Annotated in this window: 15 protein-coding genes and 1 pseudogene; 9 read left to right on the forward strand and 7 right to left on the reverse strand. The window is 46.9% G+C overall.

Translation table 11 applies throughout. From position 1 onward, the window contains the following. The first annotated feature begins 7 nt into the window (after positions 1–7). Genes ugpA through C4S60_RS09850 form a run of 4 tightly spaced genes read left to right on the forward strand, consistent with a single transcriptional unit; the run spans position 8 to position 3,646 of the window. Positions 8–889 (forward strand): sn-glycerol-3-phosphate ABC transporter permease UgpA, encoded by an 882-nt coding sequence (gene ugpA / locus C4S60_RS09835; RefSeq protein ID WP_103880176.1) that lies wholly within the window; start codon positions 8–10, stop codon positions 887–889. After that, the gene (gene ugpE, locus C4S60_RS09840) at positions 889–1,737 is read left to right on the forward strand and encodes a sn-glycerol-3-phosphate ABC transporter permease UgpE (RefSeq protein ID WP_103880177.1); all 849 of its coding nucleotides are present in this window, start codon (positions 889–891) and stop codon (positions 1,735–1,737) included. Before ugpA ends, ugpE begins: the two co-directional genes overlap by 1 nt. Then, positions 1,738–2,844 carry a sn-glycerol-3-phosphate import ATP-binding protein UgpC gene (locus tag C4S60_RS09845; protein ID WP_103880178.1) on the forward strand — a complete coding sequence of 369 codons (1,107 nt, stop codon included), beginning with the start codon at positions 1,738–1,740 and terminating at the stop codon, positions 2,842–2,844. Continuing rightward, positions 2,837–3,646 (forward strand): HAD-IIB family hydrolase, encoded by an 810-nt coding sequence (locus C4S60_RS09850; protein ID WP_103880179.1) that lies wholly within the window; start codon positions 2,837–2,839, stop codon positions 3,644–3,646. Before C4S60_RS09845 ends, C4S60_RS09850 begins: the two co-directional genes overlap by 8 nt. Before the next feature lie 44 nt (positions 3,647–3,690). Here C4S60_RS09850 and C4S60_RS09855 read toward each other — a convergent pair. Further along, positions 3,691–3,915: pseudogene (locus C4S60_RS09855) on the reverse strand (xanthine permease XanP); the annotation flags it as partial. A gap of 293 nt (positions 3,916–4,208) precedes the next feature. Between C4S60_RS09855 and C4S60_RS09860 the strand changes: the two are divergent. Then, positions 4,209–5,348 carry an acyl-CoA desaturase gene (locus C4S60_RS09860; protein WP_103880180.1) on the forward strand — a complete coding sequence of 380 codons (1,140 nt, stop codon included), beginning with the start codon at positions 4,209–4,211 and terminating at the stop codon, positions 5,346–5,348. 87 nt (positions 5,349–5,435) lie between these two features. Continuing rightward, the gene (locus C4S60_RS09865; RefSeq protein WP_160111352.1) at positions 5,436–6,647 is read left to right on the forward strand and encodes an MFS transporter; all 1,212 of its coding nucleotides are present in this window, start codon (positions 5,436–5,438) and stop codon (positions 6,645–6,647) included. Between the two features lie 3 nt (positions 6,648–6,650). Here the strand turns inward: C4S60_RS09865 and C4S60_RS09870 are convergent, their stop codons facing one another. The 3 genes from C4S60_RS09870 to C4S60_RS09880 all read right to left on the reverse strand — a co-directional run bounded on the left by C4S60_RS09870 (position 6,651) and on the right by C4S60_RS09880 (position 9,225). Further along, the gene (locus C4S60_RS09870; RefSeq protein WP_103880304.1) at positions 6,651–7,604 is read right to left on the reverse strand and encodes a sensor domain-containing diguanylate cyclase; all 954 of its coding nucleotides are present in this window, start codon (positions 7,602–7,604) and stop codon (positions 6,651–6,653) included. A gap of 5 nt (positions 7,605–7,609) precedes the next feature. Continuing rightward, positions 7,610–8,572 carry a response regulator gene (locus C4S60_RS09875; RefSeq protein WP_103880182.1) on the reverse strand — a complete coding sequence of 321 codons (963 nt, stop codon included), beginning with the start codon at positions 8,570–8,572 and terminating at the stop codon, positions 7,610–7,612. A 398-nt stretch (positions 8,573–8,970) separates the two neighbouring features. After that, a complete protein-coding gene (locus C4S60_RS09880; protein ID WP_103880183.1) occupies positions 8,971–9,225 on the reverse strand; it encodes a DUF1289 domain-containing protein in 255 nt (84 codons plus the stop codon). 494 nt (positions 9,226–9,719) lie between these two features. Here C4S60_RS09880 and C4S60_RS09885 point away from each other — a divergent pair, with 494 nt between their 5' ends. Beyond that, complete coding sequence (locus tag C4S60_RS09885; protein ID WP_103880184.1) at positions 9,720–10,175, forward strand: META domain-containing protein; 456 nt, start codon at positions 9,720–9,722, stop codon at positions 10,173–10,175. A gap of 45 nt (positions 10,176–10,220) precedes the next feature. Here C4S60_RS09885 and C4S60_RS09890 read toward each other — a convergent pair whose 3' ends face one another. The 3 genes from C4S60_RS09890 to C4S60_RS09900 all read right to left on the reverse strand — a co-directional run bounded on the left by C4S60_RS09890 (position 10,221) and on the right by C4S60_RS09900 (position 13,290). After that, the gene (locus tag C4S60_RS09890) at positions 10,221–11,153 is read right to left on the reverse strand and encodes a class I SAM-dependent methyltransferase (RefSeq protein WP_103880305.1); all 933 of its coding nucleotides are present in this window, start codon (positions 11,151–11,153) and stop codon (positions 10,221–10,223) included. A 26-nt stretch (positions 11,154–11,179) separates the two neighbouring features. Next, positions 11,180–11,866 (reverse strand): TIGR01621 family pseudouridine synthase, encoded by a 687-nt coding sequence (locus C4S60_RS09895; protein WP_103880185.1) that lies wholly within the window; start codon positions 11,864–11,866, stop codon positions 11,180–11,182. 80 nt (positions 11,867–11,946) lie between these two features. Further along, a complete protein-coding gene (locus tag C4S60_RS09900) occupies positions 11,947–13,290 on the reverse strand; it encodes a sodium-dependent transporter (protein WP_103880186.1) in 1,344 nt (447 codons plus the stop codon). A gap of 493 nt (positions 13,291–13,783) precedes the next feature. On the opposite strand from C4S60_RS09900, the gene cls reads away from it, so the two are divergent. Continuing rightward, entirely contained in the window at positions 13,784–15,238 is a 1,455-nt protein-coding gene (gene cls / locus C4S60_RS09905; protein ID WP_103880187.1) for a cardiolipin synthase, read from the forward strand. 138 nt (positions 15,239–15,376) lie between these two features. Next, a complete protein-coding gene (locus C4S60_RS09910) occupies positions 15,377–16,582 on the forward strand; it encodes a cystathionine beta-lyase (protein WP_103880188.1) in 1,206 nt (401 codons plus the stop codon). Positions 16,583–16,618: the final 36 nt, after the last annotated feature.

Raw genomic sequence — 16,618 nt, forward strand, 5'->3', positions numbered from 1 at the left:
ATCTTATATGTCATCACAAGTTGTATTTAAAAATAAGTGGCTGCCATACGCACTGATTGCGCCGCAGCTGATTATTACCCTGGTGTTTTTTATCTGGCCTGCGGGTCAGGCTGTGTTCCAGTCCTCGCAATTAGAAGACGCATTCGGAATCAGCAGGGAGTTCGTCGGGCTGGAGAATTTCAGCAAACTGCTCAGCGACAGTTACTATCTGGATTCGTTTTTTACCACTCTGCAATTCAGCGTTTGCGTCGCGGTACTTGCTCTGGTTAGTGCCCTGATATTATCCGCATTTGCTGAGCACATTGTACGCGGCTCAACCGTCTACCGCACTTTTTTGATTTGGCCATACGCTGTTGCCCCTGTGGTCGCAGGATCGCTATGGCTGTTTCTTTTCGACCCGACAATTGGTGTGATCACCGACATACTCAAATGGTTTGGTGTGCACTGGAACCCCACCCTGAACGGCACTCACGCCATGTGGATGGTGGTGATCACCTCAACCTGGAAACAGATCAGCTATAACTTCTTATTCTTTTTGGCTGCTTTACAGTCGGTGCCCAAATCACTGCATGAAGCCGCTGCGATCGACGGAAGTGGGCCCGTCAAACGATTTGTGACGATCAGTTTCCCACTTATTTCACCCACCAGCTTTTTCTTACTGGTTGTGAACTTCGTCTATGCCTTCTTCGATACCTTTGCGATTATCCATGCCATGACGCAAGGCGGACCAAGCAATAGCACCTCGACACTGGTTTACAAGGTCTACAACGATGGCTTTATTGGACTCGACCTTGGCTCCTCGGCGGCTCAGTCCGTCATTCTGATGATGCTTGTCGCCATGTTGACCGTAATTCAATTTAAGTATGTAGAAAAAAAGGTGGCGTACTAATGGTAGAAAGAAGACCCCTGTTTACACTGTTTTGCCACATGGTTCTGGTACTTGGTATTGTGTCCATTGCTCTCCCCGTATGGATCGCCCTGGTCGCCACCACCCATGAAAATACGGAATTTGCCACTGGCACACCACTGTGGTTTGGCGATCTCGGCCTTAGCGTTTTCCGCGAGCTGTTGAGTAACGAAAGTACTTTTAACAACAGTGCCCTGCCAATCACCCACATGCTGACCAACTCTCTGATTATGGCGCTGTGCATTACCCTGGGTAAGCTGACGATTTCCATCATGTCTGCGTACGCGGTGGTGTTCTTCCGTTTTCGAGGTCGTATGGTCGCGTTTTGGATGATCTTCTTTACCCTGATGTTGCCGGTGGAAGTACGCATCATGCCAACGTTTGAAGTCATCACTAATCTCAATATGTTGAATTCGTTCTATGGGTTAACGATTCCATTGATTGCCAGTGCCACTGCCACCTTTTTATTCCGGCAGTTCTTCATGACGGTACCCAACGAACTGGTTGAAGCAGCAAGAATCGACGGAGCAGGCCCTGTTAAGTTCTTCTTCGATATTTTGTTGCCCCTATCGCGCACCAATATCGCGGCGCTTTTTGTGATTACCTTTATTTACGGTTGGAACCAGTACCTCTGGCCGTTATTGATTACTACGGACGTGCAGTACTACACCATAGTTATGGGCATCAAGCAGATGCTCGGTGTCGTCGACGGCGTCATTGAATGGAACAAAATCATGGCAACCACCATCATCGCAATGTTGCCCCCTGTTATCGTCGTTATCGGCATGCAAAAAGCCTTCGTCAAAGGCTTGGTAGATTCGGAGAAATAAATGTCAACACTTACACTTTCAAACATCGCTAAATGTTACCCCAACGGCTACCAGGCGATCCCAAAACTGAATCTGGACATTGAAGATGGTGAGATGGTCGTATTGGTTGGACCAAGTGGCTGTGGAAAATCCACTCTGCTCCGCATGTTAGCCGGTCTGGAAGAGATCACCTCTGGGACACTTCACATAGATGATACGGTCGTAAACGCCCTTGAACCCGGAGAGCGAGACATCGCCATGGTGTTTCAGAATTACGCGCTCTATCCTCATATGACGGTGTACGACAACATGGCCTATGGCCTTCGCAATCGTAAAACCCCAAAAGCGGAGATTGAGCGTTTGGTTTCTGAAGCCGCCGAGATGCTTGAGCTCAATGAGCTACTTGACCGCAAGCCAAAGCAGCTTTCCGGAGGACAAAGACAACGCGTCGCTATGGGAAGAGCCATAGTCCGTGAGCCTAAAGTGTTCTTGTTTGACGAACCGCTATCGAATCTGGACGCCAAATTGCGCGTTCAGATGCGTCTGGAAATCAAGCGATTACAGCGCCGCTTAGGCACAACTTCCGTTTACGTGACCCACGATCAAGTCGAAGCCATGACGCTGGCGGACAAACTCGTCGTCCTGAACAAAGGTCATGTTGAACAGGTAGGGACACCGCTCGAGATCTACGACTGCCCCGCTTCGTTGTTCGTCGCCACATTTATTGGCTCCCCATCAATGAATATCATGGACGCGACCGTGTCCTGCGAAGGCATCATGCTTGGCAGTTCGCTTCTTGAACTGAACACTCAATCGCTTAATCTGGGCGACATTAAACTGGGTTTAAGACCGGAACATTTACGTCTGACGGAAGACACCCCCTGGTTCCACGTTGAAGTGGAGCTCATTGAGGCACTCGGGGCTGACTTACTACTTTATTGTAAAACGCTGAACAAGGATGAGCAAAAACTGGTCATTCGCGTTGAAGGGCACTCAAAAATCACTATCGGAGAACAGCTGGGTATTGATATTGACTCAGAACATGTGCATCTTTTTGATAATCGAACATCAAAGCGTATTCCGTTGGATATCGCTCTGCAATCAGAACAAGAGGTGATCAATGCCTAGGCCTTTAACTGAGCTGCCCCTTGCTCAGGCCAAAGAGATTACATGGCTACTGACCGATGTAGATGACACGCTCACCTGGGACGGAACGCTTCCGGCTGAGACACTCCAAGCGCTCAACCAACTGAAAAATGTCGGTATCAAAGTCATTGCTGTTACAGGAGCCTGTGCCGGTTGGTGTGACCAAATAGCCAAACTGTGGCCAGTGCATGGCGTGATCGGTGAAAACGGCGCCTTTTGGATGCAAAAAAACGAAACCGGCTTTCGAACGCATTCGCTGATCCCGATGGAGCAGATGAGAGAACAGCAAAAAAAACTGCTCAAATTATTGAGCAGCGTTCTCCGTGATTACCCGGGCATCGAATTCGCCAATGATCAGCCCTTTCGTTTCTGTGACGTTGCCATCAATCTTGGGCAAGACCGAGAACCCGTCAACGCCGATATGGCCGCCCGACTGCTTCACAGCATCCGGTCACTGACCCTTGAAGGCCAACAAGTCCATGCTACGCAAAGCTCCATTCACATCAACGTGTGGATCGGTGACCACAATAAACGCTATTCTAGTGAGCGGTATCTAAAGGACCATACTGACTTTGATCGACTCACATTGAATAACATCAGCTATATAGGTGATTCACTTAACGATGAATCCATGTTCGCCTGGCTACCTGTCACCTTTGGGGTCAGCAATATTACACCATTACTTGAGAAACTTGGGGCCAGACCGTCTTACATTACCAATGCCAATGGAGGCTATGGATTTGCCGAGCTGGCGGCAAGATTAGTGAAGGCTCGACAGCGCTGACATCAACCTGGGCATCCAGCAAAGTAGCTGAATGCCCGTCTTAATTATGCCTTGCCAGCTTCTACCGACTCAGGGACTGACGTTTTCTCACTCTCAGGCACAAAAGAGAGTAATCCGGTAATGGTCAATGCGACGATGCCCGACATGGTGACTGGTGAGCCAAATATTGTCTGTACCAATTTGGGCGCCTGTTTGAACAAATCAGGTACCAGCATGACTCCGAGGCCTAATCCAAACGAGATCGCAATCGTCATGATCTTGCGTCTGTCATCCAACCCCTAGACCAAGTCATTGTTCACGTCCTTTTCCATTTACTTTCCCTTATGTATTGTTGATTGTATACAACTTAGACCACATTCCATGATCAGCATGCATACCATTTAACTTAACCCATTAATTTCAGAACGTTAGAATCAAGCTACCCTGTTTTCTGCACCAAAAGTTTTCAGTTTCGAGTTACCTTGGTGCATATAAAGAAAAACAAAGTAACAACTAACCGTTTGACTTACACGTGTACGCTGATATTCTAGCGAACAGTTGTAAGCCTAAATGGAGTTTTGGTATGAACACGGCTCAAAAACCCCCTATCATCTGGCTAAATGTGGCTATTTTCCTTGGTACTTTTCTTTTGGCGACGGTTGGCGTTGCCTGGTATGGTTTGGTACAGGGATATTCATTGGTGCATTGGATCTGGTTGGTCATTGCGTTTGTCTTTTGTGGCCTGTCGATTACCGCGGGCTACCACAGACTCTGGTCCCATAAAACGTATGAAGCGCATGATGCTTTGAAATACCTTTTTGCGATTGGTGGCGCTTTCGCCCTACAAAACAGCGCATTGCACTGGTCTTCCGATCACCGTGTCCATCACAAACACGTGGATAACAATGACAAAGACCCTTACTCGGCTAAACGAGGGTTCTGGTATTCTCATATCGGTTGGATGCTCAGAGAGTACCAGGCTGAACGATACTCTGACTATCGAAACTGCCGTGATCTACAGAAGGACAAAGTGGTCATGTGGCAACACAAACACTACATCTCGCTCGCTCTTTTGACGAACCTGGGACTTCCTGTTTTACTTGGTGCCATCTACGGTGACATTCTTGGCTTCGTCTTGGTCGTAGGAGCACTTCGACTGGTATTAAGTCATCACACAACTTTTTTCATTAACTCGCTGGCTCACATTTGGGGATCACAGCCCTACACCAGTAAAAACACAGCGAGAGACAATGGCGTGTTAGCATTTTTCACATTTGGAGAGGGCTACCACAACTTCCACCATATCTTTGAACACGACTATCGAAATGGCATTCGTTGGTGGCAGTTCGACCCGACAAAATGGCTCATCCGCAGCTGCGCTTATGTTGGCTTAACTAAAAATCTCAAACGTGTCTCTTCCTACCGCATAGAAAAGGCCCGTCTGATTCAGACGATGCAAGCGGCAAAAGGACGAATCTTTCAATTGCCGAATGCGGACAAAATCCAGTCGGTACTAGAGAGTGAGTTACAACAACTGCTCAGCCGACTTGGCGAATACGATGAACTCAAGACGCAACTGATTGATTCGGCAAAATCCAGTGTCAAAGAGAAGTACGAAAATGCGCTGCTTCGGGTGCGTATTAAACAACTGGATATGGTGTTGAAAGAGCAAAGAAAGCGTTGGTTGGTTATGATCAACAACCCGAAACTGGCACTCAGCTAAGCGTATAGTATTATTGACACTGAGCGAGCTTCACGGAAGCTCGTTTTCTTATATAGTCCAACCATTATTATGGGGAAAGAATGGACTATGAATAAGAAAAACCTCTGGCAGTTGAGTCAGGCTTCTATGGGGGTCGTTCAGTGGATAGGTATAGCTGTCGTGATTGCTCCTCTTATCATTTCTCGTACTGGCAGTGGTATCGTCGTCGGACAAGTTATGATGATTCTTGGCTTGTGTGGCTTAATTGCTCCTGTTTTGGGAGCCGTTGCTGACCACTACGCCTTGCATCGCCCCTTCCATCTTACGGCACTTATTAGCCACACTGCTGCTCTGTTACTGTTGATCTTCGTCTCTGATACCCTGTGGCATTATTGGTTCATAGCCGCTCTTATTGGTATAGGTAGTAATCTTCTGCTCATACTCAATCCTACCTATGCCCTACGTCTTAATCCCTGTAACATCAAACAGTCCCGCTCGCTGAAACGGTTGTTCCAGTTGCAAATGTTCGGAGTGATGGTCGCTGGTACACTTATTGGCGTTTTAGATTACACAGGCTTTGGATCATCAACCCAACTCATCGCTTTACTGGTATTAGACCTTGTGCTTTTGTTGGTCATCATCGCCGCGCCTCCAAAGAAAATCGTGCTGAACTCTTCAGATAATGACCGCCAAACTCTCCCCACCAATAGCCGTTCTAAGTTTTTATGGTATAGCTTTGTATTGTGCGTCCTGCTGTCCATGTTTGTCGGCTCAAACATGGTTGAGATGGGGCCGGTCATCATTGAACAGGGATTTGGGGTCAGTATGTCCAGTTCGTCGTTCGGGATGGCAATGGCTGCTGCTGTCACGCTTATCGCCCTGCAACCCGCCGGACGCTGGATGGAGAAGCACGGGTCACATGCATTATGGTTTGTCACCATTCTGGTCAACCTTATGGTTGGCGTCGGAATATGGCTGATGTATGGTGCCACTTTAACAGTGCTATTACCCCTTTATTTGGTGCTAATTTCTATTGTGAATGGCGCATGGAATGATATTTCGATTGCTGCACTGGCTGACGAGCTTAGCCCATATTCACCCGCTACCTCACAAGGCTTCATGGCAGCGGCAGTTTCTATAGGGTTCTCTTTCGGAACGTTCATTGTAGGCTACTTTATTGAAAAGCAAAGTATTTCTAGCGTTATGAACTTTCTCGCATTAAGCGGCATTGCAATCACGTTGTTAGCATCGGGGATTTTGATCGTACGAAAGCGAGCGCGACACGCAATCCGCGCTCCGAAAACCGTTCATCAAAGATAAATATCAAAGGATTGAGGTTGCGTTGCGCCCTGCTTCTTTAGATTGATAGAGGGCTTTGTCTGCTCTTTTCAGCCAGTCAAGGTGGCCAGTGTCGAGGAGGTTATACTCCGTAATACCGAGGCTGATGGTGTATTTCAGTTCATGCCCATCAATTGCAAGAGACAGTTCTTCGATACGCTTGCGCAGCCGCTCCGCAAAATACGAGGCCTGATCTGCCGTCGTCTCTGTCAGCAACACTGCAAATTCTTCTCCGCCATATCGCCCACACACGTCGCTTCCTCGCGCCGCTTTCATCAGTTGTTGCGCAGTTTCCCTGATCACGAAGTCGCCAATGGCATGGCCATAGGTATCATTGACCCGTTTGAAGTGGTCAATGTCAAACATGACGAGTGTTGACGTCCCACCATGAGTTTGTAGCGAATTGAACTCCTCAACAAACTTAGACTCCCAGAAAGCCCGATTGAATAAACCGGTCAAACCATCGGTTCTGCCCATCTCGGTCAGCTTTTCATTCGAGCGTTTCAGGTGCATCTTGCTTTTGGCGATGTCAGAGACATCCTGGAGCATGATGGCAAAGTGCGTCACCTCGCCCTTAGGAGATTTGAGAGGCGTAATCACCATATTTTGATACATGTTGAGCAGCCCTTGAGACACTGGAGAGAAATTCTTGAACTCAAAGATAATTGGTCGGTCTTCCCAGTTAGAAAAACCGCGTGTTTTCAACTTTGCGGTTGATTCCAGCTTCGCCTTTAACCACCGCTCAGGTAGGTTCGGGTAACTACGGAACAAACATTTGCCCATAATGTTGTCAGCATTAATTCCGCTGTAATGCTGCATGAAACTGTTCCAGGCACACACTCGGTATTCACGATCCACCACCACAAGGCCTGCATCCAAGGTGTCGAGTAGTTGCATCGTCCAGTGAAAATCGGTCAGTTCCAGAGTCATAGTCGTCATGGTCGTCATTGTAATAACTCCATTTGGCGATGAATGATCTCCACTGACTCTTCATCAAACATAAAAAGGACTGAGCAGAATAAATCTAACGCTTCCGCGTCATAGGTGTACTCCACTGTAAACACGTGCTCGCTCTCGTTAAGCATCGAATTTTGGGGACTAAACGCTTGAATTCGAAGGGGTTCGCGCAATGAAAATTCCAACCCCAACTGCTCCGACAGTGATACCAGAAAGGAAGAAACCAGAACATTCACCAGATTGACCACTATTTCATCGCGGGACACTTCGCCGTGATCAAACCCTAATCGTCGACCAACAAGGGAAACCGATTCCCCCTCAATACACACCAAAGCCTCACCATGCAGACCTCCGCCCACAAATCGCTGGGCTGCAGCACAACTGCCGTCTCGATTCAGAGTATCCTGAATCATCATCGTCAGTTCACTGAAGGTCAGTTCACCGACCGTAGGTACCGGCAATAAAATGAACTCTTTAAGCTGCTCAGACATGGTTGCAGCCCCCGCCCCCAAAGCGATATTCGCTGTTTCCTGAAACAGCTCGAACATTTGAGCCTTGCTCAGTGGCGTTTGCACCGCCTGAATAGTGCTAAATGGGATGTGCAGATCGTTGAAAAGTGGGCCAGCGGACTCGGCAGTCAAGGGCTTTTGAATGAAAGCGTAGGCACCGAGTTCGAAGCAGCGTTGCTGAGCCGGCTGTTGGATGTCACCAGATACCACCACGATTTTCGCTTCGTGTGTTGTAGATTGAAGAGACTGCAATACTTCAAAACCATCCATTTCTGGCATGGTTAAGTCCAGAAACAGAACATTGATGGCAACGCTCTCCATCAAATCCAGAGCTTCTTGTCCACTTTCGGCATACATGATTTCGCCTTCAAACGAGCCGGCAATACAATTTGCTAAACTTCTTCTGGCGACTTTTGAGTCATCACATATGAGTATCCGCATGAATCCATTCAAATTTATTGGTAATTGACCAATCTATAATAAACAGAATTGCGTGTGGGACGCCAGAGCTATTTTGAACTAACGTCACACTTTTTGCGTGAATTGGCCCGTCATTCTTAACATAGACGTTACATCATCCTGTTTTGAGAGCCACTTCAAAAAACTGGCATGTCAGGATCTAACCTAACAGCCTTAGCCAGTAGGAACCTTGGGATTGGTTTAACAATGACAAAAGTGAAGTCCAAACGGGTTAGACGGAGAACCACTAAGAACTGGGAAAGGGACAAATTGGCACACGACTGTCTACGATTCTGCATTATCAATAAGACGCATTACTCAATTAGAAGCCAAATACAAAAACACCACTTTGAACGATTAGCTGCCCAAGTGCGGTTTCATCAAAACAGGTCTTGCTGAGGACTTTCTTGCTCCTCCAGGACTTTGTTAACTACCTGAACTTTGCCCTGCATTAACTTCCGACGATACCTTTGTCGACATAGCTTGATGATATGTAACTGCTGAGCAGGCGTGTAGGAGAGCCAGTTAAAGCGCTCCTCACGCTTGCGCATACAACCCATGCAGTACCCTTTCTCATCAACAGTACACACGCGTACACACGGACTAGGCACCGTAAAAAACTCTAGCTGCTCCATTGACATCCTTTAATCATTTAGCGACGGCAGACTTAAAAGGCAAAATCAACTCCCGGATAGTAAGAATAGTCTGAACTCTTTGGTTTTTGCGAATCGGTTATCACCGAGACGCAACGGTTTACAATTGATCGGTTGAAATACCACTATACTCAAGTGACCTCAAGATGCAGGACTCAGAGCTTCATCAAGGTGTTCAGTTCAAGGAAAATAGTTGAAGGAATGGCTATTCCCTTTCAAAGCTATTTGACGCAGAAATGTGCACCTTGATGAGCTCCCAAAGGGCGAGTTTACTTGGCTTCTATGCTTTGTTAGCGATTTTCGATTTAGAGCCACTAGAACTTCAAATCACCGCCGCGCCTAGAAGCCAAGTAATTCTCGCTGAACAAGCATCTTGAGGTTACTTGAGTATATACTAAAGATAACCTAGCGCTGACAAAAAACACTGTTTTATTAGTTAGCCTTGTCAATAATTTCATTCAGTTGGAGCAAATAATATGAAGATTTTTTCTAAGAAGTTACTAGCGGCTGTTGCCCTTCCGGTACTTATGACGGCTTGTACAGCAAACGACACGAAAGAGGAAGCAATGAAGGCAGTAACGGCTCAGGATCTTCAACATCATAACTGGAATTTAGTTCAGATCGATGGCAACCCAATTCAGGTCGATGAGCAGAGCCAAGCACCTCGTCTGGAAATCGGTGAGAAGATGACCGCGAATGGTAACGCTGGTTGTAACAACTTCTTTGGCCAGGGCGAGCTAAAAGATGGCCAGTTCCGTATCGAAAAGATGGGCATGACCATGAAGATGTGTAACGACAACGCTATGGACATCGAACAAACTATGTCCAAGACATTGTCAGACTGGAGTGACATCACCGTAACGAAAGATGGTCTTGTCCTAAAAGGCGCAGAACATACGTTGACGTTCGAACTTAAAGACTGGATGAACTAATTCCTCAAAGTTCAAAACAAAAACGGCACTCTGGTGCCGTTTTTTTCATTTGAATAATAAAACCTTTAAGCTGGCTTGCTCATCTTCATCGGCAAACTCAGGCGGATTAGAAATTCGTTCAATAAACTCTAGCTGGGGCGCTTCTTCACTCATGCTGTCCACCAAAAAATTCGGGGTAACACTCGGAGAATTCACACACGCCATCACCTGTCCGTCTTCGGTCATAAGTTCACACAGTCGACGCAAGATCTTCTTATAATCTTTGGTCAGCGCAAAACTGCCTTTTTGAAATGAGGGAGGATCGATCACCACGATGTCATAGGGACCATACTTCTTGATTTTGCCCCATGACTTAAAAATATCATGAGCCAAAAAAGTCACTTTACTGGTGTCATGGTCGTTGAGGCGATGGTTATCACGTCCCTTGTTCAGAGATGCGCGAGCCATATCGACATTGACAACATGCTCTGCTCCACCAGAAATAGCGGCGACCGAAAATCCACAAGTGTAAGCAAACAGATTCAGTACACGCTTTCCGTTTGCATGTGTTTTGACCCACTCTCTGCCATTTCTCATATCAAGAAACAGACCGAAATTCTGATTTCGACCAATATCCAGTTGATACTTGCACCCCAGTTCCTCAACAACAGGGTTGGTGATCAATTCACCCCATAAAACTTCGGTTGGCGCACCGTCGCTGTAGCGGTGTTGAATGGCGATTGACTTGCCTTCAAGCTGCTGCCAAATCAATGTGTCTGAAATGGCCATCAGACCCGTCTTCAACTGACTCAGAAACGTCTCACTGACTGGTTTAAATAGGTTTACCAACAGTTGGTTAGCCGCCCAGTCACAGGTCAATTGCTCCAATCCGGGCCAACACTTACCACGCCCATGAAATAACCTGCGTACTTCCGTCGGTGCCGAGCCTAGTTGTTTGGTCAGTTCAGTAAAAAACACCGGCAGCTGGCTCTCTTGCATAGACTCAGACTGATAAGCTTCCTGGTTTATTTTTTCGGCCATGTTAACTCCCAAGGTGAAGACCACTGTTCGATCGTTGTCGATACTGTATTTGAATGCCACTTTTCGCCTAGGTCATACTCTCGGGGATCACATCGAAACTGAAAGTCCTGACCGCGTAGATTAAAGCGAAGCGCAAACGCGTGTAAGTAGCCCCTATCCGCCTCACTTGAAGTGTTGTAAATCGGGTCCCCCGAAATCGGTGACCCTACTGATTTTAACGCCACTCGTATTTGATGCGTTTTTCCCGTTAGCGGTTTACAAATAAAGACTCGCTCACCTTCATCGCCAGCTGTTGAGAAAAACTGAGTAACTGCAGGGTTAGCTTTAGAGCTCATCAATTTCCATGAAGCTCGCCTTGAACGCTCCATATCCCCGGAAATCGTCCCTTGTTTTTTCTTTGGCTTCTTACTGCCTATCGCCAGATAGTATTTCTCTATCTCTCTTTGCTCGAACAGCGTTGAAAACTCTGCCGCAACGTCAGAACGTTTGGCAAGAATCAACAGGCCAGATGTCATCTTATCGAGACGGTGAACCAGATACAGTGACCCGACGTTCACCTCGTTCGCTACCTCTGCCACCAACATAGAATCACCATCATCTTTGTGAACACTGACTTCGGGATGCTTGTTGATCACAACAAATTCATTATTTTCAAACAGAATATCGAACATAACTGGTTTCGACTGTTATTAAAAAACTGGCTGCGATAATACACAAAAGCTGCTCTTTGAGCAGCTTTTGTTGCGTTTGATTATACAAATGGATAAACAAAGACCATTAATATCGCCACTGGACAGACAAATTTCACATACCACGGCCAGATGCGCCAGAACAACGATGTCTCGATTTCAGGGTTGCCCTGTTTGATTTCGTCCAGCAACGCCTTTCGGCTCCAGACCCAGCCTAAAACAACCGCCCAACACATACCAAGGAGTGGCTGCATGTACAAAGTCGATGCTGTCGCTACCCAGTCAAACAGAGATTCAAAGTTCGCAGCAATTACGGCACTCAATAACAATATCAGCCCGCCGAGTACTAGAGCGGCCTTGTCTCGTTGGATCTGAGTTTCTTCCTGAAGGCAAGATACCGGCACCTCCAGCATTGCAATCGAAGAAGTCAGCGCTGCAATCACCATCAATACAAAGAAAGCGACTCCTACGACCTCCCCAACCATACCCATGGATTGAAACAAGCTTGGCAAAACAACAAACACTAGATTTCCTGAGCTAATTAGCTCGCCGACTTCATTGAAGATTTGCACTCCGTTATTTTTGGCCACAAACATCGCTGGCAGAATCAGCAACCCAGCAAAAAAAGCGACGCCTGTATCAATAACCGCTACCTGTCCCGCAGTTTTAGCAATGTTGACATCTTTACCGAGGTAAGAGCCATAAACCATCATCGCACCAACGCCAAGTGATAAAGAGAAGAAAGCCTGCCCCATTGCATTGACAACCAACCCGCCATTAACGTGACTCCAATCCGGGATCAAGTACATCTCTAAGCCCAGAGTGGCACCTTCCTGAGTAAAGATATAAGCGATCAGTATGAGAAACAGAACAAACAGAACCGGCATCAACCGGGAAGACCACTTTTCGATGCCATCGGACACCCCGCGGCGAACAACAAATACCGTCATCATCATAAAGCACACAGTGAGCAGGACGTTGCGGCCAGTACCAAAAGTCGTCAGCCAATTGGCGATCGAATCCAACCCAACCAGCGCCAGTACAGGTGCCAATGCAAAGCCAATTAACCAACCAGCCAAAATGGCGTAAAAGCTCAATATCATTGATGCGGTCAGCATTGCCGTACTACCCAGAATCGTCGCCAACAAGCGGTTTTTAACCCAGATTTTCCGTAAAGATGCTATCGGGTTAGATTGCCCATATCGACCAATCGTTAGCTCTGCCACCAGCATCGGAAAAGCCAGCAATGCCATCATTAATAAATAGATCAGAAGAAAAGCGGCACCGCCGTTACTCGCAGTCTGGGTAGGAAATCCCCAGACATTACCCAAACCAACGGCGGAACCCGCCGCTGCCATAAGAAATCCAAAGCGAGAAGTGAATTGTCCTCTATCGGAGCTAGCCATATATGTTACCAGTTGAGTCTTTCAAGACCTTATTGCAATTGCTTTCCGTGAAGTAGAGCGATCGGCACAACACAGTCATTGATGAATGACCGTCTTTCCTTGTGCGATGTGATTGAGGAATTAAGAGTGCTGGATGTATAATTTTATTTACAGCTCAGGCTTTACAAGAATAACAACCTCATCTGGCAAGTAGAACAATTTAAATTTAAAATTGGAAGCCCCCAAACTTCTGACCGATGCGTTTTTGTGCAAATTCTGCGATAGGTCGGTTACTTTCCCACCGTAATATTCGTTACATCGCTTTTAAACACTGGTTCATACCAAAAAGTGGCAGTTACTCGCTCTGTGGCTAAAACTGAACATTTGCTGTGTTTATGATTATTTATCGCTTCTGTAACAGGTTGTATTTGACAGTCTGTTAACTATTCCAAATACTTGATTCTGAGCTTATTATTTGAAATAAGCTGAAAATGCATCTTTCTATCGAGGAAAAATGGACAAGGTATATCACTTTCTTACACTCGCCGGTATTGGACTCTATTGGGTTCTTGTTGCGGGTGTAACCTTAAGGGTTGTTTTAAAGCGACGCGCTGTCAGCGTATCGCTGGCCTGGTTGATGATCATATATATCCTTCCGGTAGTAGGTGTAATCTGCTATTTCATGTTTGGAGAACTCAACTTAGGAAGAAAGAGAGCCGAGCGTGCCAAGGAAATGTTCCATCCTTTCGGTGATTGGTTTTATCAACTTAACGACTGCAATGCCCATGTTACTGACGGCCTCGGCACCCATATTTCAAAAATAGACAACCTGTGTAACAACCGAATGGGGATACCTGCATTGTGTGGCAACAGCCTCCAGCTGCAAACCACCCCTGAAGAAATTTTACGGTCTGTCATCAAAGACATCGAACAGGCAAAAGTCAGCATTCGTATGGTGTTCTATATATGGCACCCAGGCGGTCTTGCAGACTCAGTAGCGGCAGCCTTGATTCAGGCGTCCAAACGCGGAGTCGAGGTTAAAGTTCTTCTCGATTCCGCAGGTAGCCCGACCTTCTTTAAAAGCCACTGGGCTAAGATGATGCGCGACGCAGGCATCGAACTGGTGGAAGGACTGGAAGTGTCGCCGTGGCGTATCTTCCTTCGCAGACTAGACCTACGTCAGCACAGAAAAATCATCGTTATCGATGACGAAATTGGCTATACCGGTTCAATGAATATGGTAGACCCGGCTTATTTCAAGCAAAGTTCTGGAGTCGGCCAGTGGATTGATATCATGGCGCGTGTTCAGGGACCGACGGTCAACGTCTTATCGGCGATTCACTGTTGGGACTGGGAAGTCGAAACTGGAGATCGGCAACTACCACAGCAACCGGAGTGTCAAATTGAGATCTCCGAAGATTCGAAACCTATCCAAGTGGTTCCGTCAGGTCCCGGTATGCCAGACCAGTTGATCGGGCAAGTACTGACGTTGGCAATGCACCAGGCAGAGCAATCTGTCCGAATCACTACACCGTATTTTGTACCCAGCGCGGATCTACTGGAAGTGATTAAGACTACCGCCCAACGCGGTGTTAACGTCGAGCTGATCATTCCCAAGCGCAATGATTCCATGATGGTAAAGTGGGCATCACGTGCCTTCTATACAGACCTGCTCTCATCAGGCGTGAAAATCTACGAATTCGATGGCGGCTTGTTACATACCAAGTCTGTTGTCATCGATGAGTTATTCTGTCTGGTCGGCACCGTCAATATGGATATGCGAAGCCTGTGGCTCAACTTCGAAGTAACACTGGCGGTAGAAGACCCAGAATTTACCAACGAGATGCATCAGTTGCAGACAAGCTATATCCGTCGTTCCGATTTGGTTGATTACGAAGTTTGGAAACACAGAAGCATCTATCACCGATTCTTTGAGCGACTATTTTACCTGTTCAACCCACTGCTCTGACCTTCGGTTGTTTTATTAGCAGTTGTTCCTTACGAAGGCTAAAGACTTGAAACTCTTTAGCCTTCGTGGTTTATTGCTAATAACAATAACTACTCTCCTATGCACACTTGTTGCTGTAGGTTCAGACAGGGATTCTAAATGTCAGAGAGCAAAACCACTAAATTTGTCACTGCAGGCCGTGATAAGAAATGGACAAACGGTGTGGTAAACCCACCCGTTCAGCGCGCCTCAACCATCGTTTTTGATACCGTTGCCGAAAAAAACCACGCCACCATCAACCGCGCAAATAAGACTTTGTTCTATGGACGCCGTGGTACCAACACTCACTTTGCATTTCAGGATGCCATGACCGAAATTGAAGGTGGAACGGGTTGTGCACTCTACCCATGCGGTACCGCAGCCATTTCTAATGCCATTCTGTCTTTTGTCGAAACTGGCGACCATATCCTGATGGTCGATACCTGTTATGAACCAACCCGCGATTTTTGCGATAGCATCATGAAAAAGATGGGAGTAGAAACCACTTACTACGACCCGATGATTGGTGAAGGCATTCGTGAGTTAATCCAACCCAATACCAAGATTCTATTTTTGGAATCTCCAGGGTCAATTACGATGGAAGTGCAAGATGTGCCCGGTATGGCAAAGATTGCTCACGAACATGACGTGATTGTAATGCTGGACAATACCTGGGGAGCAGGCGTCAATTTCTCACCGTTTGAGCATGGCGTAGATATCTCAATACAGGCGGCGACGAAATACATTGTCGGCCATTCAGATGTGATGCTCGGCACCGCAGTTACCCATGAGAAATACTGGGACCAATTGCGTGAACAAAGCTACCTGATGGGTCAGTGCGTCTCTCCTGACGACGCATACCTCGGTTTACGTGGTATTAGAACTCTTGACGTACGATTGCGTCAACACGCGGAAAACAGCCTCAAAGTGGCTGAGTGGCTCGCTTCACGCCCGGAAGTCGACCACGTGCGTCATCCGGCGTTGGCGACCTGTCCGGGCAGCGAGTATTTCCACCGTGACTTTACCGGAGGTAATGGCCTGTTTTCATTTATCTTGAAAACGAGTTGCCCTAAAGCGACAACAGCGTTACTGGATGGTATGAAGCATTTCAGTATGGGCTACTCTTGGGGTGGATTTGAGAGTTTGATTCTGGCCAACGAGCCAAAAAGCTTTAAATCACTGCGAACGGTTGCCAATCCTAACTTCACTGGCACTTTGATTCGTCTGCACATTGGACTAGAAAGTGTTGATGATCTGATTGATGATCTGAAAGCAGGTTTTGAGCGCTATAACTCTGTCATTCAAGAACAAGCGCTGACACAATAAATAACTCAATGGCTTTCTCACAGAAGGCCATTTTTC

This window comes from Vibrio hangzhouensis (genome assembly GCF_900107935.1).
GTDB classification, from domain to species: domain Bacteria; phylum Pseudomonadota; class Gammaproteobacteria; order Enterobacterales; family Vibrionaceae; genus Vibrio; species Vibrio hangzhouensis.